Below are 23,253 nucleotides of genomic sequence, written 5' to 3' on the forward strand. Positions count from 1 at the left end.
CATCACCCCTGCAATGAACAGTTAACGTAGCGGTAGGTTTTCCCATCAACCTCAAACGCCAACTCGCGGCTCGCCTTCACGCTCCTCGCCTGACCGGGATAGACGTTGACATCTTCGTAAGCGGCGCCGTCGGCTTTCACGTTACGCACTTCGGTTCGGCTGTTGCCCAGCGCCTCGAATCTGTAGCTTCCGCCTTTGCAGTCGACCTTAAACTCCTGGCTTAGAGAGCCATTTGGCAAATAGCGGATCAGCACGTCATAACCGATAGCAAAACGCACCTTGCCCGGTTCAATGGCGTCTTCCGGATAGCTTGGGCGCACGCGAAGGCGGTAAATCTGCTCTTTTTCCACCGGTTTTAGCGTCATAACGCGGATCTTTTTCTGTTCGCCGTAGGGAACAACCACCTTGGTCGGCGAGAAAATAAGCGTTGGGTCTGCCTTTTCCAGCTCCCGTTCAACCTTCTCCTTCGTCTCTCCCGGATTGGTTACGCGAAACAGATCGAGCGTGACAAACTCATACTTCTCCTTGTCCGCCGATGCGGGGAAAGAGGACTTAATCGTGATGTAGTTTTCCCGCGGCGTATCCATTCTTATCTGTTTGATAATCGGCACGACCTCTATTGCTGACGCAGAAAAAGCGGACGTTGCAAAGACGGCAGCCAGCCACACCGGCTGAAAGTTAAATTTGTTCACACTCGACTCCGTTAAGTTGAATTACTCCCCGTACGCTTTTAGCCTGCCCCTCGTTAACGCGGCACTCATACTGCGAGTCGCCGAGGCGCACCTTCAGCATTTCCAGCGTCTCTTCAGCCTTCATCATGAAGTCGCCGATAAAGAAGCCGGATTCATCAGAAATACCGTTACTTCCCACTACTCGGGCGTTAGCCAGCGGCCGGCCGTTGTAGTAAATCCTTCCTGTCACCGTTTGGTTTTTCAACGCGCTCAGCGTCACCTTATATGCCTGACCGGGCAGCACGTGGGTTGATTCGTTTTTAGCCGTCACGTTATAGAGGTTGTTTTCGCTGCCGGTAAAAACCTGCTCGGCGCTGGTATCGATCTTGGTGTAGGGCTGAACGCTGACCGTCGTCACCTTTCCACCCGGTACGATTACGCTGCCGCTGTTGCTGTTGCGCAGTTCAAAGTGTTCGTTTTCAGGCAGTGACGTGGCGTCAACCACCAGCGCGCTCTGGTCCATCACGGTGCCGTAAGCTACCGCGCCGTCACCGATGGCAAAACCGCTGCGCTGCGTGACAAAGCTCTGACGGTACCGGTCGTTGCTAAAGGATTTATTGGTGCCGACTGAGGTATAGCCAAACCGGTTATTGACCGTCAGGCTGCCGCCGACGCTTTCGTTAACGCCAACCTCATCCGACGCGGTGAGATACAGGTTATAGCGCCCGCCGCGATCGAATTCGGGGTTGTTAAGCGTCAGGGCATAGTCGGCGCTGTAGGTGCCGTCATCGTCGCCGCGATCGGAGTTTCGCGCCTTCAAATAGAGTGACTGGTAGTGGTTATAGCGGCTGTCTATCAGGCCCAGAGTAACCTGACTATAAATTTGATGATCGCGCTTGCTGTCGTCGCCGTCATAGACGTCTTTCCCGGTATGGTAGCCAGCGTCCAATCGCAGGTTGACGTTTCTGCTCAGTTGGAAATCGCGGTTAACCAGAACGTCGAACGCGTCCTGCTTGCCTTTATTATCACGACCGCCGCTGCTGTAAGAAGTGGCTCGGCTGTAGTCGACGCCAAAGCCGATTCGCCACGGCAGATAGGTCCTCATGCTCAGCTGCAAATACTCGCTGTCATAGGTAGGAATAATGCCAAACCTGCCGTAGTCTTCCTCGTCGCCGTTAAAAACGCTCTTGCGGTAAGTCACGTTGAAGCTGGTGTTGTCGAAGGTTTTCGTTCCCCCGACGCTGTAGCCATAAGAACCGGCATCGCCGTAAATGCCGTCGGCATAGAGCCTCTCAAGCAGCAGAAAGTTAACCGGCATATCCACGCTGGCGTTGCCGTAGGTCAAACTGTTGTCACTGATAACGCCCGTACCGAGAGACACTGCGTTTTCAGTGGTATAAGAAACCGCCAGGCTGCCGAAGTCGTTATTTTTGACTTCGTTCTTTTTGCTGTTCTTTTGGCAGTCTCGGCCGCACTGCCCGAGAATGTCGCTCATTTGCCCATCATAGCGGCCGAGCTGAACCAGATACTCGATGTTGCCGGCACGGAAATCGCCGTAGCGCTTATAAAACGGCTGAATTTTTCGCTCTTCGCTGCCGTTGCTAAGCTTTGACACCAGCGTGATGTCATACCCTCCGGTAGGCCAGCGGTCGGTTTTGAGCTCCTGTACGCCCGCGCCAAGCTGCTGCATATCAATCAGTTTGCCCTGGCGGTATATTTCGACGGTACCGGACGTCGGCATATAAAGCGTTACGGGAGAGGATGCGCCCGCGTTACGACTGCGGTAGTAGTCCGACAGATAGCCCAGCGATACGCCGTCAAAGTTGACCGGGTTCATGAAGCTATAGGACATGGACGGCGTACTGCCCGTCAGGTTATTGGTAATATTTTGTCTACCGACTTTGTAGCGAACTAACCGATCCTCAAGATACAGGGCAGCCTCATCAAATATGGTGCTTCCACCTTGGGATACGCTCCAGTCTGCATTCAGGTAGCTATTGCCGGTCAAACTAAGAGTATCGTTGGACATCAGGTTGAAGTTAGAACCATAGCTATCGTCAAAGTAGTTCAGACTCTGGCTGTGGACGAACCCCATACGGTTTTGATAGTCGATAAACGGGTTGCCGCCCTTGTCGCCGAGCTTTGACGACAGATAGGTGGCCGGTAAAACCAGCGTAAGGCGCGCCTCGCTTTCATTAATGTAGGCCGTTACCAAAGGCTGAGGAAATCCCAGTTTATTCACGCGCGCAAGCGGTTTAGACAGCGCCTCTCTTAGCGCGGCCTCATCGACAATAAGGCCCGGGATCGACGCGGACAAAACGCGCCCGGCAACGTTTGCCGGATCCTCCAGCGTGACGGAGGACATGGTGTAAGCTACGGCGAAAGTACCAACGTTAACATCGGCAACGATCACATCCAAAATGCCGACCGCCTCTGAGTTAAACACTTCATCAAACCCTTGGGGTAGCGAAATGGAGGGGAGCGTCGTCGCCGTCGGCCAAACCGTTAAGGGAAATAGCGTAACTATCACGCCCAAATAGAGGTTAAAATTATTTTTACTGTCCATGTGTTATCCATGCCGTCGTTTTTGCGCTCCGCAACAGGGCCGACACCAAACTTTTGCGGACGTCGCTTATAATATGGGCGTGACTATCATCGTAAACTGGCCTATATAGCCACCGGCGCCATAATTATCGGCGCGCTCTTTTGATTCGAAAGTCACCTTTAACCCGTTGTCTTTACTTCCTTGACTTAATTGCGCCAATACCGGAACGATGCGCTCGTTTTCTGCTCTCGTTTGTGAAGCGTTCATCGTGAAATAGCCATTAAGCGGCATTTTAATGTCCGGAGCATCTTTGGAAGTCAATTCAAACGGGCTGCTCTCCATAATAATTTTTGCCTGGCTTACGTTTCCAACCAGATAAATATAATCCGAAGTATTGATATATTTTCTTGTGCCCGCATCAACGTAGAGAGGAAAATTAATTTCTCCGGAAGTTACGTCAACGCCCTTATAATAAATAACGATCTTAGCCGGCATATCCGCATCAACGGTGACGTCAATACTCGTTCCCCTCCCGGCTGAAAAAGCGCAGAAGTGGATGCCTAACAGGGCCAATAAAATTCGTTTATTCATTTTCATCGCTCTACTATCGGGCCGATCGAAACCGGCCCGACCGCTTGATAAAAGTTAAGCGTTATTAGGGTGCAACGGCCACGTTGGCATACACAACGCCGCTATAGCCGCCGGAAGCATACGTGTTGTAAGCACTGGTTGACTCAAACACAAACGCAACTTCCTTCTCGGTGTGGCCCGTCGCACCGGAACCAACCGCCGTCATGTTGTAGTTTTTGCTGTCGCCAGAGTTCACAAACGTTTGCTTGGCAGCGCCGCTTTCAATGGTCGCTACGGTAAACGGGATCTTGTTCAACTGACCGCCGGTGGTGCTGTTCAACTGGAACGGGGAGCCAGTACTCGCGTACTGATCGTCCAGAGTCAGCTTCACTTTAAGATCGGAGACGTTGTTGCTCCACAGACGCAGCGATTTAACTTTCAGCGTATCGGCCGACATGGTGTTAGTAGCCGATGCGTGGCCGCTTCCGCCCGGAGTCAGGCGAATATCCAGCTCGGTAACCGGGTTTCCGTCCGGATCGGTGATAAGAACGCCGTCAGGAACTTCAGCCGTGACGTTGAAACGCGTGTCATAGTTGGTTACCGGAGCAGACAGTGCGGCGCCAGAAAAAGCCAGACCGGCAACGACGAATGCTAACTGTTTAATTTTCATATCGATTAATACCTATTAAATAAATGAATACTAACTTTCCGTGTAAGCAAAGGCCTAGCCCCGCTTTAATTCCTCTCCCAAAAACCAAAAGAGTGAGCAATTAAAACCGACTGTCTCTTATAGGAGAAAAGTCGCTAGCCCATATAGGAAAATAAAAATAATTTCTGTAAAAAACCAATATACGAACCAAATAATCACATGAGCATAAATATAAATTACGCAAATAAGTTTATTCGCTCGCCATGGAAATATTAACGGCTAAATATAATTCCATATAATCAATTTTCCTTAATTGTTCTTACTGAAGAGAGGAAGGAATATATAGCTAATCAACTATAATAAATTAAGAAAGCGTGTAAGGGTTTTCATTATCGTAGCGGCCGTCGGCTATGGCGTTAACGGATAAACGCTCGTCGCGTTTATCCGTCTTCTTAACAAAATTTAAAATACCTTAAGCGTATTGTGCCCAACTTCCTCGAATACCGCTCGCCGCAGGTCTTTTTCCAATTCGTCTACTGATTCAGAGACAAAGAAGTTATTCTTCCCTACGCAGGCAGTCCAGTCGGTCGAAGGCTTATATCCTACGCCGACAAAGGCGATTTTACCGGCCGAATAGCGGGTTGCCATCGACGCTTTAATTCTATCGCACATCCCGCCATTAATAAGGTTTATTGTGGGTTGAATATTGGGATGATCCTCACCATCGGACACAATCACAATAACGCGCTTGGCCGCTCGGCTATGGCTTAGCAGCTGCGCGGCACGTAAAATACCCGGACTAATGAACGTATTCCCATACGCCACCATATCGCTTATCTGCGATATTTCATCGTATCTATCGGTCAAAAGTACCTCGTGAGCGTTAGTCGATTTCAGGCAAGCCCAGTGTTCTACCGCAATCGCATTGACGCTATTAGCAGGCTCGCCGGGAATTGCGTTAAGAGTTTCAGCGTAGTCAATGTAGTTTTCAAACGTATCGACAACGGCACCAGGGATTTCATCAAGCCTTGTATTGGTCGATATCGGCATGATGCAACGCCCTCCGCTGCCAATGCCCCAGTCGAAGGGCACGAAGCCAACGCGGTTGGTCACATTGTATGAATAAAGCTCGCGGCTTAGCTTCAGCACGATGCGCTTGAGTTCCTCAACTTTACTTCCCCCGCCGGACAGCTCCCCATTCATTGAGTTTGAAAAATCTACCGCAAAAACAACGTCGATATTGGCGCGATACTTGCGCGCTGCGCCGTTATCTCCCACGTAGACCGTTGATTGAAAACTCGGGAAATAGGATGACGAGAACCAGGCGTCGTGTTCGGTAACGGCGTTGAGGCGATACTCCACGTATTGAACGCTGTCGTTGCTATGAGGCACGCTGATAACGTCTGAAACGCTGATTGCAGGAGCGGAGACCGATTTATCGTTACGCATATAGCTCCCCAAATAGAGGGTCGCAAGAACGCGATTTCGGGCCACGGCCTCCGGCGTCTGGTTTCCGTTATCTTCCGCAGCCAGCGCCAGCGCAGCCTGCTCCATCGCGTCGGAAAGGCGAGCGCGTTCAATGAGAAACCGCGATCCTTCAAAACCCAATGCGGCCATGCCGAGCAAAAAACCGCCCATAAGTACAAACATAATGGCAATGGCGCCCCGCTCGTTGCGGGCAAAGTCGCTGATGGACCTCTTTTTACGCAGCCTGTCCTGTTTCACTACTCTTTGTTTATGCATATTCTTATCTCACTACTCTGATGGAGCTCCTGTCGATGGGTCTCTTTGCCTTTTCTAAAACAGACCAGATAAGGCAAACGTCCCGGCCGATATCTGGCTACCCATTCGCCATGCAGATCGCGGCCATAGTCCAGAGAACCGCTGAACGGGCGTGAATCCGGGTTAACGTCCACAACCTGAACGTGCAGCCGCTGCTGCAGCGTCGGGCTGTAAGACATCTCCCGATCGAACTCAATAACCAGCAGCTGCTGTTCAATGCGCGAAGAGTCGATAAACAGCAGCGCATCGGGGTCAGCGGCAGCGTTTACGCTCAGCGCGCTGATGCAGCCAGCGGCAAGGCAGCAAACCCATGTTCTCCTCACGCCCATCCGCTATCTGACCACAACAATAGCGAACGATTTTTGTTGAGCCCCCTCGCTGTTGAAGTCCGTCAGCTTTTTAAACCAGCTTGCAGACGGTAAGCACAGCGTGACCTGATACATCGGGACCCAGCGGTTATAGCTGCCTTTTGGGGATAGCTCCTGTAACGTATCGAGCTTAGAGTAAGGCTCGCAGGACGCAGCGCCCACGTGATAGCGGTTATAGCGCGATATCTCTTTACGATCTGAACTCAGCAGCTTAAGGTCGACGAAGTGCAGCTCTTCAACCGTAGCGGACAGCTTGCTTAAGTCCGCATCGCTGTGCATGTTTTGCAGCGTTTTTTTCGCAAGCAGAACGGCCTGCTCGGCCTGTTCCTGAGACAGATACTCATCGCTGCCGTAAAGCTGAGTCCTCTCCCTGAGCGTGCCGGCTACTGAATAGGTAACGCGGTCAAGCTTGCCGACCAGCGCCTGCTGCAGCATCAGGTCCACTAGAAACATGATAAAAAATATCAGGACCAGCGCTATCAGGCCGAACTCCACGGCAACGGCGCCACGCTGATTAGTCCACAAATTCTGAACGTTCGTATTCCTGAACAAAGATCACCTCCCGTTTTAACAAGGTTTTTGCCCATATGCCCGGAAATGGAAAAAACATTGGCTTATAGTCGTACGCTACCTGATAGCGGGCTAATGGGCGGTTGTCCGATGCGGCGCTGTAGTTATCGTTCAGCAGATCGGCTACGTTATTAGCGAACTGCACCTGAACCTGAACGGATTGACTATTGGCAAGAAAATGCCACAGCCGCCCCCCTTCATTTGTCATACGCATGCGAAAGCGCGTTTCATAGTTCGAAGCGCCTTGCAGTTGAGCGTTCTTGGCCTCCTTCGCGGACTCGCTGACCGCCAGATCGACCGCCGAGGAGATATAGGCAAGCCGAACAATCTCGGCAACGAACATCACCATGATAAAGAAGCCAAAAAACGCCATTGAGAACTCGATCGCGGCAACGCCCTCTCGCTTTATAACGAACTGATTGATTTTCAGTAACATCATCCCTTCTCCTTTCCCTTTGCCAACGGAATGCCGTCAACGCGATCCAGCGCGTCGATAATGCTGTCGGCATCGTCAGAAAGTTTTTCCGATTCAATAACGTCGCGGGCATAGCGAACGTCGCCCACTTTAACCAGCGAAAACACCAGATTGTGCAGCAGCTGCTCGCTCTTTCGTCCACGCAGATACTGAGGAAGCAGCAGGCGAACCGCATCGTCGTAGCGCCGATCGATGATCGATACCATCGCCAAATTGTTAATGGCGACGTCGTCGGCAATAAACAGCGTTCTGGCGCGCTCAATGGATTCTTTGGCCTCCGTCAGGCGGCCGCTTTGCGCATAGGCAATGCCCTTAAGGTTGTAGGCATCGCCGCTTTCCGGATTGCGCGTGAGCATCATGTCCGTCACGCGCAGCGCTTTGTCGTACTGCGCCTGCGCAATCATATTTTTGGCCTGCAGCATATAAATGCTGTCGTCAGGATTTTGCATCAGCGGCTGAAGGTAGGAGATAGAGGCTTCGCTGTCGCCTGTCAGGTAGTAGTAATAGGCCAGCTTGTAGCGCACCTTCGGGTCCTCTTTTTCCTTTAACCATCCGCGATAAAGGTCAATGAGCCCGCTGTAGTTTTTTGCGCTCAGCAAGATGTCTTCCCTGGCGCTGTCGGCCGTCGCATCCATTCGTTGAGTATTGACGCAGCCGCAGATCAGCATCGCGGCGCTCAGCGCCAGTGAGTAAAAAAGACGTTTAGACATGTGACAAAATCCTTAATAGTCCGGGTGCGGCAATCAGAATGACGATTGGAAACATCACCAATAGAATGAGCGGAATGCTCATTTTGGCCGACAGTTTCCCCACTTTTTCCTCTGTTCCAAGGAGCTGTATATCTCTAATATCTTTAGATAAATCCATTAATTGCTCATAAACGGATGTACCAAAGTAGACGCTTTGCCCAAGCGTGGAGCACAGCATTTTGATTTCCAGCGTCGGCAGCGTGGCGTAAAGCTCTTTAAGCGCAGATTCAAGCCCTCTGACCTCCGCCTGCCGAATCACCCTATCCAGCGTCTTGGCCAGGTCGGCGTTCATATCGCCAAACCGGGCGGAGACGTATTCCAATGAGCTTTCAATCGTCATACCGGCCTGAACGCACACGGCGACCAGATCGATGAAGTAGGGCATATCGTTCATCATGGCGGCGACCTTTCTTTTCATCATCGCGTTGCGCACCTGAGCGGGTACGACGATTGCAACGATCAGCATTAAAACCGCAATGATGGCCACGCCATCGAGAGAAATGTGTATATCGACGCATTTGGCCGCTAAATACGCCAGCAGGGTAGAGGCGCTCGACAGCATCAGCTTATGGCCGACGTTCTTATCCAACTCATTAAAGAAACGAATGATTCGACTATTGTTGATAATCAGACTTTCATACTCTGTGCGGGAAGAGCGCGGGCTGGCGACTTCGCCGCCATCGCCCTCAATCGCCTGCTTTACGCGTTGAATAAGCTGACGTTCGCGCAGCAGCAGCAGAATAAACGCGCAGCCAAGCACCACCAGCATCAGGTAGAAGATCGTCATCAGGTGACCCTCCTGACCAGCAGCCAGATAATGCCCAGCCCCAGAGCTTCACTGGCTAAAACGTAGTAGAGAATGATTCTCCCCGCGGGATCTCCTACCACGAAATCAAAGTTCTCAGGGGAGAAAAACTTCATGCCGAAAAAGAACAGAACCGGTATTGCAGCGACAATCTTGGCCGACATTCTCGCCTCTGACGTCATAGCAAGCTTTTTGCGCTCCATCGCCTTACTGTTCGCCACGACGCGAGCAAGGCGACTCATCAGAACGCGCAGCTGACCGCCGCGCTGCACGCTAACCAGCATCACGATGATGAAAAAATAGAACTCTTTATATTTGAAGCGCTGATAGGCGTCGTTAAATACGACTTCAGCGTCCTCTCCCAGATTCAAACGGCGCCCTATCCGGTGAAACTCTGCGCCAAGCGGGCCGGACACGTCCTGCCCGGCGCGTTCTATCGCATGGTGGATACTGCTGCCGGAAGAAACGGCCGCGTTAACCACGGACAGCACTTCGGGAAACGCGTTATCAAACAGGCGACGATTCTCGATGCGCCCCATCCGTAAAAAGCCCCATATCGTAGCCAGGACCGTCAACGTGATGACGGTAAACCAGTCAAATCGGGTCCACCACGCGTTAATGGCCGCGACGACGCCGAAGATAATAAAAACCAGCGACAGGTTGCGCACCGTCTTATCGTCGTGGTAGCCGCGAAAATACTGGAGCCATTCACGACATAGCTCGCCCGCCTTTTCTCTTAGCGCGTTTTGCGCCGGGCGCTCGCCTTTTACGCCCTCAAGCATCCCCCGACGCTTTTTCCACTGCAAAACGTTCAGCGCCAGCATAAGCACGCCGGCTAAGACAATCAGCCATTGAACTATCATGATGTCATACCGAATAGGTGCTTAAGTTCGCCGGCAAGGCCGAACATTATTGCGTTATTCATCACGACCGAGCGCATCAGCAGGCCGTGATTTCTAAATTCGCCCGCAACGCCGCCTTCATCAGTACGCTCCGTTTTCGTTTGAAAAGTAAAGATGTCCTGCAATATGACGTTGTCGCCTTCGATGCCCATAATTTCGCTGATGTTCATCACCTTGCGGGAACCGTCGTTCAGACGAGAAACCTGCACAATCAGGTTAACCGCCGATGCGATATTGCGACGAATGGCCGTAATGGGAATGTTCATGCCGGACATCATCACCATACTTTCCAAACGCGCGATTGCGTCTCTCGGCGAGTTGGCGTGCAGCGTCGACATAGAACCATCGTGGCCGGTATTCATCGCCTGCAGCATCTCGAACGCCTCCTCTCCCCGGCACTCCCCGACGATGATGCGATCCGGCCGCATACGCAGTGCGTTGATCACCAGCTCGCGCATAGAGACCTGCCCCGTGTTCTCTACGCCCGCCATCCGCGTCTCCAGCCTGACGACGTGAGGCTGCATCAGCCTGAGCTCGGCGGCATCTTCCAGCGTCAGAATGCGCTCGTTTTCACTGATATACTGCGACAGCGCGTTAAGCAGCGTCGTTTTGCCCGAGCCGGTGCCGCCGGAAATAATGATGTTGATGCGACAGCGCGCGGCAATTAGCAAAAAGTTCGCCATGTCGCTGCTCATTGCGCCCAGCGCTACCAGATCGGGCAGGCTTTTGTTGTGCTTGCTGAACTTACGTATGGAAATAGACGTACCGTCCAAGGCGATGGGGGGAATAACTACGTTCAGACGGCTACCGTCGGGCAGGCGAGAGTCCACCATCGGCCGCCCTTCATCGATGCGGCGGCCGACCTGCAGCACCAGGCGCTTGGCGATGTCGGTTAGCTGAGCGTTGTTAATAAAGCGACGCGAGGTCTTATTAAGCAGGCCGTTGCGCTCGATAAAAATCGACTCCGGCCCGTTGACCAAAATATCGCTGACCGTGTCGTCCTCTATAAACTCGCGCAGCGGCCCAAAGCCCAGAATCTCGTCAGCGATGCATTCAACCATCATTTTCTGTTCCGCCGCGCTGACGTACAGGTTATGAGAAACAATGACGCTGTCGACGTTGTTATACAGTTCCAAAATCAGCGCGTCGCGATCGACCAGGCGCTCGATTTTATCGACTTCGATACTTTTGAGCGTCTCATCGCGGATCAGAGCCTGAGTGTCGATATCCAATGCCATATCTTTTCCTTACTTCGACAACAACGTTTGACGCAGCCGCTCATAAAGCGGCAAAGGCGCGACTTTGACAATGCTGGACTCTTCCATGCCCAGCACGTAGCGCATCAATTTTTCTATCGGACGCTTACGGCCCCGCAGCCAAAGCCGCGGCGACAGCAACCCTTCCCCCGCCTTTTTGACATAAGGAAATCGGATATCAATAGGCCGCCCTAACAGCGTTTCCAGATCGCTTAGCGCCAGAGCGGCGCCCAAAGGGGGGCGACTCTCATTCAGGCAAATCAGGTTGCGCCGTCCGCAGGGCGTCCCCCCGCGCAAAAGGCGTTCGGACTCGTCTAAAAACCGCCGCGCGGCGCGAATCGACGCCGCACTGTGATCGATAACCAACACGCTGCACTGGGAGCTTTCAGCCAGTCCGCTCAGCTGCTCCTTGCTACAGTTGTGAATGCTTTGGTCAAAAACGACGAAGTTGTATTTTTGGTACTCTTCATCGGATAAGTCCGGCAGAAACAGCGCCCCTTCGCGTTTAAAATACAGCTGCTCGCCATAGCTCGCCGCGTCCTGAGACAGCTTCTTTCCCAACATCAGATCGATATCAAACGATCCGTTATTTCCCTGCAGCAGTAATAAGGGCAGCGACTTTTCCTGCGTAATCAGCCGCGCCAGCTGGTAGCTAATAAGCGTGGCGCCGATGCCGCCCTTGCAGCCCAATACGCTGATATTTACCGCACGGCGGCGGCTTTTCTGTATCGCACCGACGGCCGCCGTCTCCACCAGCGCATCCAGCTGTAGGGCGGAATAGAAGTAGGAGACGCCCTGAGCCATAAACGCCTGCGACATAGCGATAGAATCGACGTCGCCCACTACGGCGCACCAGCAGCCTCTGGGGATCTTTGAATAAATGGACGCGACGATCCTCGCCGCGTCAGCGCTGTTCTCAATGTCTATCACCACACCGCTAAGGTTATCCGGCAATTCAAGGCGCTCCGGGCTAAAAAAGCTAAAAGCGCGCTCCTCAACGCCAAAAATGCCGGCCATACGCAGCTTCTGGCAGATTTCCATACGCAACGCATTGCGAGGCGATATCACCAGGGTACACTTCTCTCTTTGGACGTCGCTCTTGCGAGCATTGTCTTTTTGCAGCGTCAACAACATGACGGGAAAGCTCCCTAAAATATAAATTCCATTGGATTAACCAAGCTCTTACGTAAGCTGTTGTTCAGCGCACAACCAAGAGAGTCATTGTCTCGATAGCGATAGTTTTGTGCGTTATAGCGGCAGTTGCGCTCCCGCAGTCGCACTCTCTCCACCGTTACCGTCAGGCTTGCGCGTTCGCTCAGGCTGAAGCCGCCCTTCTCCTGAAGGATAGTTACGGTATAGGGCGCAACGCCGCTGACTATCAGCGCCTGCCTGACGGCGTCAGCTTCATCCTTCGCTTCACGCTTAGACCAGGCAATGCGAACGCGGCTTCCCCTGTCGTCGCGGACGGCGCCAAGCACTTTTCCTACCAGTATTTCTCTATCAATACTGTTATTGCCTTCCAGTGAGAACGTCTGCGTTTCGATTTCTGCGCTGGAGTAGCTGTTTTTATCTCTCTGATACGCATCGTTCGCCCCGGCGCTTGAACAGAGAAAAAGAAGAATGGGCAAAAGTAATGCAGTCGAAAATTTCATCGAATGAATCCTCCTTTACCAAGAAAGTCCACCGCCCGCTTTTTGCTTCGGCTTTCGCCCAGCGCGCTGAAATTGAAGAAACGCTCCGTAGTGCTGGTTCGAATAAACCCAGGGAAGCTAATATCCTGAGAAGAGAGCGGCTTGACCAGGTTAACGGTCGCCACCACCATCAGCTCGGTGCGGTTTCGTTCGGTTTTAGCATTGCGGAAAAACGCCCCCAGGATGGGGATATCGCCAATGTAGGGTAAACGCGCCAGCGACTCTTTTTCCGAAAGGTTGATAAGCCCCCCAAGCAAAAAGCTCTCGCCGTCCCCCAGTTCTACCGTCGTTCTGGCGCGGCGCGTTTTCAAAGAGGGAAACGAGTCGCCGGCGTCCGTGTTATAAACGTTGTCAACGCTGCTGACCTCTTCGCCCAACGTCAGGCGGATACGGCGCGTATCGTTGACCTTGGCGCCGATGTTGAGCTTGATGCCGAACTCTTTATATTGAACGTTAGTACCGTTTTGGGAGCTGGTAACAATCGGAATTTCGCCACCAACCAGAAAATCTGCCGTCTCTCCCGACAGCACCGAAAGGTTCGGCTCGGCCAGAACTCTGGCAATAGAATCATTTCGAATCGCGTGCACCAGGTTGGTTAACGAATCCGCGTCGAATTTAACGAAGCGGAAAGTGCCGGCGCTTTGCCCCACGGTGCTCCAATCAATGCCAACGTTGTCAGTAAATTCCTTAGTGACCTCAACGATAGACAGCTTGACGTTGACCTGGTTGGTAACGGGCAGCCTGAGCTTGTTAATCACGCCCTTGTAGGTAACTTCGGTAAGGAACGTCGACGGACTTTCGCTTTCGCCGCCGGAGCCGCTGTCGCTATCGCCCAACTTCTTCACCGTTTTTTTAACTTCGTTTCTCTCCGCCCCGACGCCTTCGCCGACAATCTGGTAAATGCGCTCGCGGGCCTCTTCGTTCGGCGCCTGTCCGGTAATTAAATAAGTCTTCCCAGAGCGCTGTATGCTCACGTTGCTGTCGGGAAACTCCGTGCGGATCGTTTTATCCACGTTACCGAGCAGGCCGTTAACGACAATAGAAACCTGAACTACCGGCCGGCCGGTCTTATCAAACACGCTGAGGTCCGCACGTCCCTCTTTACGCGCGTACAAAACCAAATCGTTTTCGCTGACCAGCTCATAGTCGGCAATATCCGCCGAAGAGATAAATACGCTGTCAATGCTCTCCTGCGTCTTGATCAACCGAGATTCACCGGGTTCTAAATAGACGTCATAGGCCTGCGCCTTGGCAACGAACAGCGCTGACAAGAGCAGAGGGACATACAGCCAAAACCGCTTAACGTTTTCTCTCACCACGATGTCACCCTCTGATCTCTTTTATTGTTTTTAATTGAGGCAATAGAGAGTCCAGCTCGATTTTGCCCGTCTCAGTACCGCCGCCTACCGGCAATATCAACAGATCTCCCACTTTCTCAACGGTATAAATAAGTTCTAAATCATGCGTATTGGCCTTAAGCTGAAGGTAGCCAACTACGTCGTCGCTCTGGCTGGCTTCCCGCCGCTGAACCTTCAATACGGTCAAAGGAGAAATCAGACGGCTAAGAACGTATTTGCCGCTTTTCCCTCCGGCATCAGTACTGGATTCCACGCCCACGTTAGACTTAATCCGCTTGTCTTTTGGCACTTCCAGCATGCGTAAATAGAGCGAGACTTTGTCGCCACCTCGAATAGAATCAAGCAGATAGCCATTAACGGCCTTTACCGGATACTGATAAATTGTTTCATTGCTTCGCAGGCTGTTAAGCGCAAACCCCACGGTATTGGGGCTTTCCAACATAGGCGCCGGTAAATAACTCCCCGCTTTCACCGAGCCGTTAAGCAAAAAGCCGCGCAGCGAGTCCGCGTTTAACGATGAAACATCTAAACGAACAAGATCGCTCTTTTCGTCTACCGTTATCTCATTAATTTCATAGTCTTCAGCACCAAGAACGTGGCCACTAGGAAGATCGACGCGCGCCGTCGCCAGCGTAATCGTTTTCTGCTGAGAACGCGGACTATCCGCCGTCTGCGGCGGCGCTTCCTTCACGTCAGGGGCGTCGCCGCTGCGCACAATCATGCCGACGATCCCGACCGCGATGACGACTAATGAAATGAAAAACATCGTTTTATGGTTCACTGATAAGAAACTCCCTTTATTTTTAAGAGCAGGTGATACTTGCTGTTACTCAATTGAAAGTGATTAAGATCCGTTCAGTGGGTAAATAAAATTAAAAGAAAACCTCCGGCAATGGCCGGGCCGTAGGGCACCCCCAAACGGCGAATTGATTTGTGAAAAAAAAGAAGTCCAAAGAGGGCGATCAGCCCGCCCAATACGGCCGTAAACCATAAAAAAAGCCAGGCACTGTCAAACGTTAAAGAAAGCGAAAGCGCCGAAATAAGCTTGACATCCCCGGCGCCAACGACGTTGAAATAAAAAAGAATGAATCCGGACAGCAGAAAGAAAAGCGCGAGAAAATAGTTAACCGTTCCGTCGCGAGAAAATCCTAACAGAAGAGATAAAAAGAAAATAATAACAACGGCCCTATTACTGATAATCCTATATCTAATATCCGTATAGACTATCCACAATAAGGACAAAAAAATAACAGTCATCAAGCCAGTAATAATAAATTCCATATTAACTCTTATTATTTTATGGATAAAAAGTCAATTTCTCATCCAGAGCAACGTTCTTAAAAGTCGACGCATTTTTAATGACGGCAGCCACCGCTAATCTCAGCTGCCGTCAACGTCAAAAATCAGCTACCAGAGGCAACGGTGACGCTCCGGATAGACGCAGCGATCTTCTCAAACGTTTGTTTCAGCTCGAACAAGAAGCCGCTATTGGCGCCATTCCCCAGCACCAAAGCCAATAGTGAAGCGACGGCCACGCCGATCAGCGCATATTCTATAGCCGTGATGCCGCGCTGGCTCTTGACAAACTCACGAACGTAAAGAGATGCAGAAATGTAGCCTTTTGTCATAATGTTAAGCATGTTAAATTCCTTTATAAGAAGATCTGTGACTGAAAAAAGTTAATATGATTCGGAGATATCGAACATCCAGAATTCGAATATCGCTATTACCGTTCTACTTTAACCATCTCTTGAACTAATAAAATTCAACTCCAAGTAGAATACAATCTACAGTTGACTTAAATAGCTCACCAGAAGATAGCAACGCCAGTAGACCACATTAAATTTTTATTACCCCACATTCACTACTTCAAATTTTTTTATATATTCTTAGTTATTTATATCTGAAGAAAATAAAGTCTCAGTTCAACCCTGAATGTTCTAAAAAGATATAAATAATCAACACAGAGAGTATGCTTAACCAGCACACCGCCACTACGGCCAGTATGGAGACAAAGGTGTTCCAACGTGATTGCGTAAAAAATCGACCACGCGCCGGTTCCTTACTCTGTTCTCGTTCGCCGAAGCGGAAATTTTCATGAGGCATTCGCTCAACGACAGACGCCGCGCCGTTTAAAGGAAAAACCACTGCGGGCCGTTCGGATTGAGCCGTCTGAACTATCTTGGCTCTCTCTTCGGCTGCGACTACCTTGGTTACCTTACCCACGTATTGCGCGCCTTTTCGAGGAATTGTACGTATCAGCGTTTCACGCAGGCCTACCTGGGAGAAGGCCTTTCTTAACGTATACAGCTGACCGTAGTAGCTACTTTCGCTGATAGCGCCGCTTTGCTCTTTCCAAACCTGATGAATCAGCTTTTCTTTTTCGGTTACGCCGTCCAACAGCAGGCTGAGAAAACGCAAGCTGTTCTCAGTCAGCTCTAGTATCGTTCCATCCGAAGCAATTAGGCATCGCTGTGAGGGAGAAAATTCAACGCCATTCTCCAGTTTAAATTTAGTATCCATAGGCCTGTCGTCCCTTGTTTTCATGCCTGAAACTATCTGTGTCTATATGCACACGCTTCCGTTCAAAAACAGTGTTAAACCGTTTTATTTATTCATTTATCAGAATTGTTATTGCGTATGCGTCCCCTTTTTACAAAGATAGAAAGGAATATCAGAATATTTATCCGAAATTTCTTAACAAGAATTAAGCCTGCCATATTGGTTAAAAACTAAACTCAATCTCAAAGTATAAGTGAAAACTATTTCCATCATCCTAATGGCGTTCTTCTATTAAAAGATTGTCAGTCCCTGACTCCTCCTCTTTCCCTTGAAACTTAGCCTATGCTTTTATCACTTTAATTTATATAGCATTCTATATATTAGCTTGTTAAGGCCTATACTATGTGAACTCTCTGTAACAATGAACTCTATTCTCCTCAATTAATCTCAATAATCCTCAAAAAGATATAATAACAACGTCAATGAAATAGAAAATTTATACATAAAAATCATATAATTAAAATAAATCCACACACATGAGAGTCAAGCCCTAAATGTCTTATGTGAAAATAAAAAAAGAGTTACTAATGCTTATAACAATAAATTATAACTATACGATAAGAAAGCTGTAGCCACCCTTATATAGAAAAGATAGTGTAATTTAATTTTAGTTTACCAATAAAGACGTTGTGATAAATATAATTGATTAATTATTAGTCATCACATGAAATTGACTATAGCATAGAGCATTAAACTGTAAAGAATGAAATTTTTATTAGAATACAAAAATCAAATCAGAATCACAGAATAATAAACAAAAAACTCAAATGCTCCATAAAGACATAAAATTCAATGCAAAAATGTGGGAGTCCGGATATTAAAATGTTTTATAAAAATAATATGATTTTTTAAGGATCCGCAAGGCATACGCTCTCGGTGCGCTAAGGAAAAAAGAGAGAAAAAGAACTGAAAAACGATGGTGGACGATCGCCGCTAATGAATCCGACCGAATGCCTAAAAGGCAAAACCTCACTTTTTGTTAATGAATACACAAGAATCAAACAATCAAGTAACAATAACCAACGGGGCATCGAGGCTGCCGGCAAAAGGCAGTGAGCAAAGAATGCAGATACGGTCATCATTCTCACGATGACTGTATCTGCAACGTTCCCAATTCACGTTTAGCGACGCTTCTTTTTACCCTGTTCGCTCGCCGAGCGCTGATGCGCCATCGGCGTGTGCTTGGTTAACGCCGGGCGCGTATTACGCTGGCTTCTGCGTGCGGCGCGCTGCTCTTCAATCGTCGCCGCTGGCACCAGGCACTCTCGACGGCTGCCGATCAGATGCTTAAGCCCCATCTCCTCAAGCGCGGTGCGAATCATCGGCCAGTTGGCGGGATCGTGATAGCGCAACAGGGCCTTTTGCAAACGACGCTGGCGATCGCCCTTAGGTACCGCCACCTCTTCGCTCTTGTAGTCCACCTTCCCCAGCGGGTTCTTGCCGGTGTAATACATGGTGGTCGAGTTGGCCAGCGGCGAAGGATAGAAGTTCTGCACCTGATCCAAACGGAAGCGGTGCCTTTTCAGCCACAGCGCCAGATTAACCATGTCCTCGTCGGTGGTGCCGGGATGCGCGGAGATAAAGTACGGGATCAGATATTGCTCTTTACCGGCCTGTCTGGAATAGGCGTCGAACAGCTCTTTAAACCTGTCATAGCTGCCCATGCCCGGCTTCATCATCTTAGACAGCGGCCCCTGCTCGGTATGCTCCGGCGCAATTTTCAGATAGCCGCCCACGTGGTGAGTCGCCAGCTCTTTAATGTAGCGCGGATCCTGCACCGCTAAGTCGTAACGCACGCCGGAGGCGATCAGGATTTTCTTGATGCCCTTCAGCGCCCTCGCCCGCCGGTAAAGCTTGATCGTCGGCTCATGGTTGGTATCCATGTGTTGGCAAATCTCTGGGTAAACGCAGGAGGCGCGTCGGCAGGTTTGTTCGGCTTTCGGCGACTGGCAGCGCAGCATGTACATGTTGGCCGTCGGCCCGCCGAGGTCGGAAATAATGCCGGTAAATCCGGGTACCGTGTCGCGAATGGCTTCGATCTCACGCACGATAGAGTCTTCAGAACGGCTTTGGATAATCCGCCCTTCGTGCTCGGTAATAGAACAGAACGCACAGCCGCCGTAGCAGCCGCGCATAATATTGACGGAAAAGCGGATCATCTCATAGGCCGGCAGCCGAGAGCCCTCATAGGCCGGATGCGGCACCCGCTGGTAGGGCAGCGCAAAAACGCTGTCCATCTCTTCCGTCGACAGCGGAATAGCCGGCGGATTAATCCAAACGTAGCGGTCGCCGTGCTTTTGCAGCAGCGCTCTGGCGCAGCCAGGGTTGGTTTCGTGGTGAAGGATGCGCGACGCGTGCGCGTACATCACCTTGTCGTTTTTGACCTTTTCATAGGAAGGCAGCAGCACGTAGGTTTTCTCCCACGGCTTGGGCTTGGCGGGCTGCACCACCACCTCTTTGGCCTTGGGCTGCTTTTCCGGCGCAAACGGGCTGTCTTCGTCAACGCAGGGCAAATCCTCGCCATAAGGATGTGGGATAGGGTCAATGCGCCCCGGTTTGTCCAGCCGGGTTGAATCGACGCCCGACCAGCCCGGCAGCGGCCCTTTGGTCATAATTGCCGTGTTGCGAATATCCCTGATAGCGTCAATCGGTTCACCGGCGGCCAGGCGGTGCGCCAGCTCCACCAGCGGACGCTCGCCGTTGCCGTAGATAAGCATATCGGCCTTGGCGTCCATCAGCACCGAGCGGCGTACGGTATCCGACCAATAGTCATAGTGTGCGATACGCCGAAGGCTGGCTTCAATACCGCCCAATACGACCGGCACGTCCTTATAGGCCTCTTTACAGCGCTGGCTGTAAACCAGCGTCGCGCGGTCGGGGCGCTTGCCGCCGACGTTATCGGGCGTATAGGCGTCGTCGTGGCGCAGGCGCCTGTCGGCGGTATAGCGGTTAATCATCGAATCCATGTTGCCCGCAGTCACGCCGAAAAACAGGTTCGGCTTGCCCAGGCGCATGAAGTCTTCTTTGTTTGTCCAGTCCGGCTGGGCGATGATGCCGACGCGAAATCCCTGCGCTTCCAGCATGCGGCCGATAATCGCCATGCCGAAGCTGGGATGATCGACGTACGCGTCCCCCGTTACGACAATCACATCGCAGCTGTCCCAGCCCAGCGCGTCCATTTCCTGTTTGGACATCGGTAAAAACGGCGCGGTGCCGAAACACTCCGCCCAATAGGGCGTATAGGAAAACAGCGAGCGTTCTGGCTGAATCAGGCTTACGGGGGTACTCATACGGGGTTCATCACTATTTTATCGGGTTATCTTGCAGGGCCGCGATTATACCCGTTTCCCCACGCGAAGAGCGAAGAAATTTTCAGCAACCGTTTTCTGAAGACTTCGATAAAAAGCAAAATCTTTGCTCTTCGTCAAACAAACGCGCTTTTCTTTGTAGCGAATACAATATATAGTGCCTACCATAAAAATACACGCCTATATGTAGTGATTTTATCCACCTTTCATCCACAAGATCTCCCCTGTGAAAAGGGGTTTTCTTGTGGATAACTTGGAATAATGCAGTAAAAACCGAGAACTTATTGAAGGAGCCAATAGTGAAACCTGTGGTGATTAAGCGAGATGGCTGCAAAGTGCCTTTTGATGAAGTACGCATCAAGGAAGCGATCGTACGGGCCGCCACCGCCGCAGAAATTAACGATGACGCCTACTGCGCCAGCGTAGCAAAAGCCGTCGCCGACCAAATGGAAGGCCGCACGGCGGTAGATATCAACGAAATTCAGCAGGCGGTTGAAAACCACCTGATGAGCGGTAACTACAAAACCTTGGCCCGTACCTACATTGAATATCGTCACGATCGCGATATCTCTCGCGAGAAGCGCGGTCGTTTGAATCAGGAAATTCAGGGTCTGGTAGAGCAAAGCGATCTTTCTCTGCTGAATGAAAACGCCAATAAAGACAGTAAAGTCATTCCAACCCAGCGCGACCTGCTGGCAGGGATCGTTGCCAAACACTACGCCAAGCAGCACCTGCTGCCTCGCGACGTGGTGCTGGCTCACGAACGCGGCGAGATCCACTACCACGATCTGGACTACTCCCCCTTCTTCCCGATGTTCAACTGTATGCTCATCGACCTTAAGGGCATGCTGACCAACGGCTTTAAGATGGGCAATGCGGAAATCGAGCCGCCGAAGTCCATTTCTACTGCGACGGCGGTAACGGCGCAAATCATCGCGCAGGTGGCCAGCCACATCTACGGCGGCACCACGATTAACCGCATTGACGAAGTGCTGGCGCCGTTCGTTACCGAAAGCTTCAAGAAGCACCGCAAGGTGGCCGAAGAGTGGCAAATCCCCGACGTTGAAGGCTACGCTCACGCCAGAACGGAAAAGGAGTGCTACGACGCGTTCCAATCGCTGGAATATGAAGTTAATACGCTGCACACCGCTAACGGCCAGACGCCGTTCGTCACCTTTGGCTTCGGGCTTGGCACCAGCTGGGAGTCTCGCCTTATCCAGCAGTCTATTTTGAAAAACCGCATTGCGGGCCTGGGCAAGAACCACAAAACCGCGGTGTTCCCGAAGCTGGTGTTCGCCATTAAAGACGGCGTAAACCACAAGTTCGGCGACGCCAACTACGACATCAAGCAGCTGGCGCTGGAGTGCGCGACCAAGCGCATGTATCCGGACATCCTGAACTACGATCAGGTCGTGAAGGTTACCGGCTCCTTTAAAACCCCGATGGGCTGCCGCAGCTTCCTCGGCGTCTATGAAGAAAACGGCGAACAGATTCACGACGGCCGCAACAACCTCGGCGTCATCAGCCTGAACCTGCCGCGCATCGCTATCGAAGCGCGCGGTGACGAAGCCCGCTTCTGGCAGATCCTTGAGCAGCGCCTGGCGCTTGCCAAGAAGGCGCTGATGACCCGCATCGCCCGTTTGGAAGGCGTGAAGGCTCGCGTCGCGCCCATCCTTTATATGGAAGGTGCCTGCGGCGTTCGCTTAAAGCCTGACGACAACGTGGCGGAAATCTTTAAAAACGGTCGCGCCTCTATCTCTCTGGGCTATATCGGCATCCATGAAACTATCAACGCGCTGTTTGGCAATAAGGAACATCCTTACGACAACCAAACGCTGCGTGAAAAAGGCGTCGAAATCGTTCAGCGCCTGAAGGTCGCAGTCGAAGAGTGGAAGAAAGAGACCGGCTACGGCTTTAGCCTGTACAGCACGCCGAGCGAGAACCTGTGTAACCGCTTCTGCCGTCTGGACACCGCCGAGTTCGGCGTCATCGAAGACGTGACCGACAAGGGCTATTACACCAACAGCTTCCACTTGGACGTGGAGAAAAAGGTTAACCCTTACGACAAGCTGGACTTTGAAGCGCCGTATCCTCCGCTCGCTAACGGCGGCTTCATCTGCTACGGAGAATATCCGAACCTTCAGCACAACGTGAAGGCGCTGGAAGACGTTTGGGACTACAGCTACACCCGCGTTCCGTACTATGGCACCAATACGCCGATTGACGAATGCTACGAGTGCGGCTTCTCCGGCGAGTTCGAATGCACCAGCAAAGGCTTTACCTGTCCGAAGTGCGGCAACCACGACTCGTCGAAGGTGTCCGTTACTCGCCGCGTGTGCGGCTACTTAGGCAGCCCGGACGCCAGGCCGTTTAACGCCGGCAAGCAGGAAGAAGTGAAGCGTCGGGTGAAACACCTGGGCGCAGGGCAGCTGGGTTAATCCCCTTTTGCCGCTGACCGAAAGCCGCTTGATGCGGCTTTCGGTATCTTTAAACGCTACACGACCAATCGAACCCGCTATGAATATCCACCAGTATTATCCCGTCGACGTCGTCAACGGCCCCGGCACCCGCTGTACGCTGTTCGTTTCCGGCTGCGTCCACCAGTGCCCCGGCTGCTACAACCAAAGCACCTGGCGTCTCAATTCCGGCGTGCTTTTTACGTCGGAAATGGAAGATAAAATCATTGCCGACCTTAACGACGCCCGCATCCCGCGCCAGGGGCTAACCCTGTCCGGCGGCGACCCTCTCCATCCGCAAAACGTGCCGGACGTACTCAAGCTGGTGCAGCGCGTGAAGCGCGAGTGTGAAGGAAAGGATATCTGGGTCTGGACCGGATATAAGCTGGATGAATTAACGCCGGAGCAAATGGAGGTCGTGGATCTCATTAACGTGCTGATTGACGGCAAGTTCGTTAAAGAGCTGGCCGACCCGGCCCTGCTGTGGCGCGGCAGCAGCAATCAGGTGGTTCACAGGCTGCGCTAGGCTATATGAA

General features: G+C 51.5%; 22 protein-coding genes. 2 read left to right on the forward strand and 20 right to left on the reverse strand.

Annotation, left to right across the window (positions count from 1 at the left end; genetic code table 11):
• Positions 1 to 2 precede the first annotated feature (2 nt).
• The 20 genes from V8L73_RS15560 to V8L73_RS15655 form a co-directional block, all read right to left on the reverse strand.
• Positions 3 to 692, reverse strand: coding sequence for a hypothetical protein (locus V8L73_RS15560; protein ID WP_027274831.1), 690 nt, complete (start codon positions 690 to 692; stop codon positions 3 to 5).
• Positions 679 to 3,237 carry a TcfC E-set like domain-containing protein gene (locus V8L73_RS15565; RefSeq protein WP_347253395.1) on the reverse strand — a complete coding sequence of 853 codons (2,559 nt, stop codon included), beginning with the start codon at positions 3,235 to 3,237 and terminating at the stop codon, positions 679 to 681. The genes V8L73_RS15560 and V8L73_RS15565 overlap by 14 nt, the downstream gene beginning before the upstream one ends.
• A 66-nt stretch (positions 3,238 to 3,303) precedes the next feature.
• A complete protein-coding gene (locus tag V8L73_RS15570) occupies positions 3,304 to 3,807 on the reverse strand; it encodes a hypothetical protein (RefSeq protein WP_027274829.1) in 504 nt (167 codons plus the stop codon).
• 64 nt (positions 3,808 to 3,871) lie between these two features.
• A complete protein-coding gene (locus V8L73_RS15575; protein ID WP_027274828.1) occupies positions 3,872 to 4,456 on the reverse strand; it encodes a hypothetical protein in 585 nt (194 codons plus the stop codon).
• A 441-nt stretch (positions 4,457 to 4,897) separates the two neighbouring features.
• On the reverse strand, positions 4,898 to 6,178 hold the full coding sequence (locus tag V8L73_RS15580; RefSeq protein ID WP_347253396.1) for a TadE/TadG family type IV pilus assembly protein: 1,281 nt from the start codon (positions 6,176 to 6,178) through the stop codon (positions 4,898 to 4,900).
• A complete protein-coding gene (locus V8L73_RS15585; RefSeq protein ID WP_347253397.1) occupies positions 6,160 to 6,540 on the reverse strand; it encodes a hypothetical protein in 381 nt (126 codons plus the stop codon). The genes V8L73_RS15580 and V8L73_RS15585 overlap by 19 nt, the downstream gene beginning before the upstream one ends.
• Before the next feature lie 9 nt (positions 6,541 to 6,549).
• Positions 6,550 to 7,137 (reverse strand): tight adherence pilus pseudopilin TadF, encoded by a 588-nt coding sequence (gene tadF / locus V8L73_RS15590; RefSeq protein WP_027274825.1) that lies wholly within the window; start codon positions 7,135 to 7,137, stop codon positions 6,550 to 6,552.
• The gene (locus tag V8L73_RS15595; protein ID WP_245614598.1) at positions 7,100 to 7,594 is read right to left on the reverse strand and encodes a TadE/TadG family type IV pilus assembly protein; all 495 of its coding nucleotides are present in this window, start codon (positions 7,592 to 7,594) and stop codon (positions 7,100 to 7,102) included. Before V8L73_RS15595 ends, tadF begins: the two co-directional genes overlap by 38 nt.
• On the reverse strand, positions 7,591 to 8,340 hold the full coding sequence (locus V8L73_RS15600) for a tetratricopeptide repeat protein (RefSeq protein ID WP_027274823.1): 750 nt from the start codon (positions 8,338 to 8,340) through the stop codon (positions 7,591 to 7,593). Before V8L73_RS15600 ends, V8L73_RS15595 begins: the two co-directional genes overlap by 4 nt.
• A complete protein-coding gene (locus V8L73_RS15605) occupies positions 8,333 to 9,166 on the reverse strand; it encodes a type II secretion system F family protein (protein WP_027274822.1) in 834 nt (277 codons plus the stop codon). The genes V8L73_RS15600 and V8L73_RS15605 overlap by 8 nt, the downstream gene beginning before the upstream one ends.
• Positions 9,166 to 10,047, reverse strand: a complete 882-nt coding sequence (locus V8L73_RS15610) for a type II secretion system F family protein (protein WP_036023952.1) — start codon at positions 10,045 to 10,047, stop codon at positions 9,166 to 9,168. The genes V8L73_RS15605 and V8L73_RS15610 overlap by 1 nt, the downstream gene beginning before the upstream one ends.
• Complete coding sequence (locus tag V8L73_RS15615; protein WP_027274820.1) at positions 10,044 to 11,324, reverse strand: CpaF family protein; 1,281 nt, start codon at positions 11,322 to 11,324, stop codon at positions 10,044 to 10,046. The genes V8L73_RS15610 and V8L73_RS15615 overlap by 4 nt, the downstream gene beginning before the upstream one ends.
• A gap of 9 nt (positions 11,325 to 11,333) precedes the next feature.
• Positions 11,334 to 12,476, reverse strand: a complete 1,143-nt coding sequence (locus V8L73_RS15620) for a hypothetical protein (protein ID WP_347253398.1) — start codon at positions 12,474 to 12,476, stop codon at positions 11,334 to 11,336.
• A gap of 14 nt (positions 12,477 to 12,490) precedes the next feature.
• Positions 12,491 to 12,994 (reverse strand): hypothetical protein, encoded by a 504-nt coding sequence (locus V8L73_RS15625; protein ID WP_027274819.1) that lies wholly within the window; start codon positions 12,992 to 12,994, stop codon positions 12,491 to 12,493.
• Complete coding sequence (locus V8L73_RS15630) at positions 12,991 to 14,352, reverse strand: type II and III secretion system protein family protein (RefSeq protein WP_309297014.1); 1,362 nt, start codon at positions 14,350 to 14,352, stop codon at positions 12,991 to 12,993. Before V8L73_RS15630 ends, V8L73_RS15625 begins: the two co-directional genes overlap by 4 nt.
• A 4-nt stretch (positions 14,353 to 14,356) precedes the next feature.
• Positions 14,357 to 15,172 (reverse strand): SAF domain-containing protein, encoded by an 816-nt coding sequence (locus V8L73_RS15635; RefSeq protein ID WP_027274817.1) that lies wholly within the window; start codon positions 15,170 to 15,172, stop codon positions 14,357 to 14,359.
• Positions 15,173 to 15,246: 74 nt separating this feature from the next.
• Complete coding sequence (locus V8L73_RS15640) at positions 15,247 to 15,672, reverse strand: A24 family peptidase (RefSeq protein WP_027274816.1); 426 nt, start codon at positions 15,670 to 15,672, stop codon at positions 15,247 to 15,249.
• A 122-nt stretch (positions 15,673 to 15,794) separates the two neighbouring features.
• Positions 15,795 to 16,031: a Flp family type IVb pilin gene (locus V8L73_RS15645; protein WP_036023950.1), complete on the reverse strand. Its 237-nt coding sequence runs from the start codon at positions 16,029 to 16,031 to the stop codon at positions 15,795 to 15,797.
• A gap of 280 nt (positions 16,032 to 16,311) precedes the next feature.
• Complete coding sequence (locus V8L73_RS15650; RefSeq protein ID WP_027274814.1) at positions 16,312 to 16,914, reverse strand: winged helix-turn-helix domain-containing protein; 603 nt, start codon at positions 16,912 to 16,914, stop codon at positions 16,312 to 16,314.
• 1,160 nt (positions 16,915 to 18,074) lie between these two features.
• The gene (locus tag V8L73_RS15655) at positions 18,075 to 20,243 is read right to left on the reverse strand and encodes a YgiQ family radical SAM protein (RefSeq protein ID WP_051155716.1); all 2,169 of its coding nucleotides are present in this window, start codon (positions 20,241 to 20,243) and stop codon (positions 18,075 to 18,077) included.
• 317 nt (positions 20,244 to 20,560) lie between these two features.
• On the opposite strand from V8L73_RS15655, the gene nrdD reads away from it, so the two are divergent.
• Positions 20,561 to 22,699 (forward strand): anaerobic ribonucleoside-triphosphate reductase, encoded by a 2,139-nt coding sequence (gene nrdD, locus V8L73_RS15660; protein ID WP_027274813.1) that lies wholly within the window; start codon positions 20,561 to 20,563, stop codon positions 22,697 to 22,699.
• 79 nt (positions 22,700 to 22,778) lie between these two features.
• A complete protein-coding gene (nrdG, locus tag V8L73_RS15665) occupies positions 22,779 to 23,243 on the forward strand; it encodes an anaerobic ribonucleoside-triphosphate reductase-activating protein (RefSeq protein WP_027274812.1) in 465 nt (154 codons plus the stop codon).
• Positions 23,244 to 23,253 lie beyond the last annotated feature (10 nt).

The sequence above is a fragment of the Leminorella grimontii genome (assembly GCF_039789245.1).
GTDB lineage: Bacteria > Pseudomonadota > Gammaproteobacteria > Enterobacterales > Enterobacteriaceae > Leminorella > Leminorella grimontii.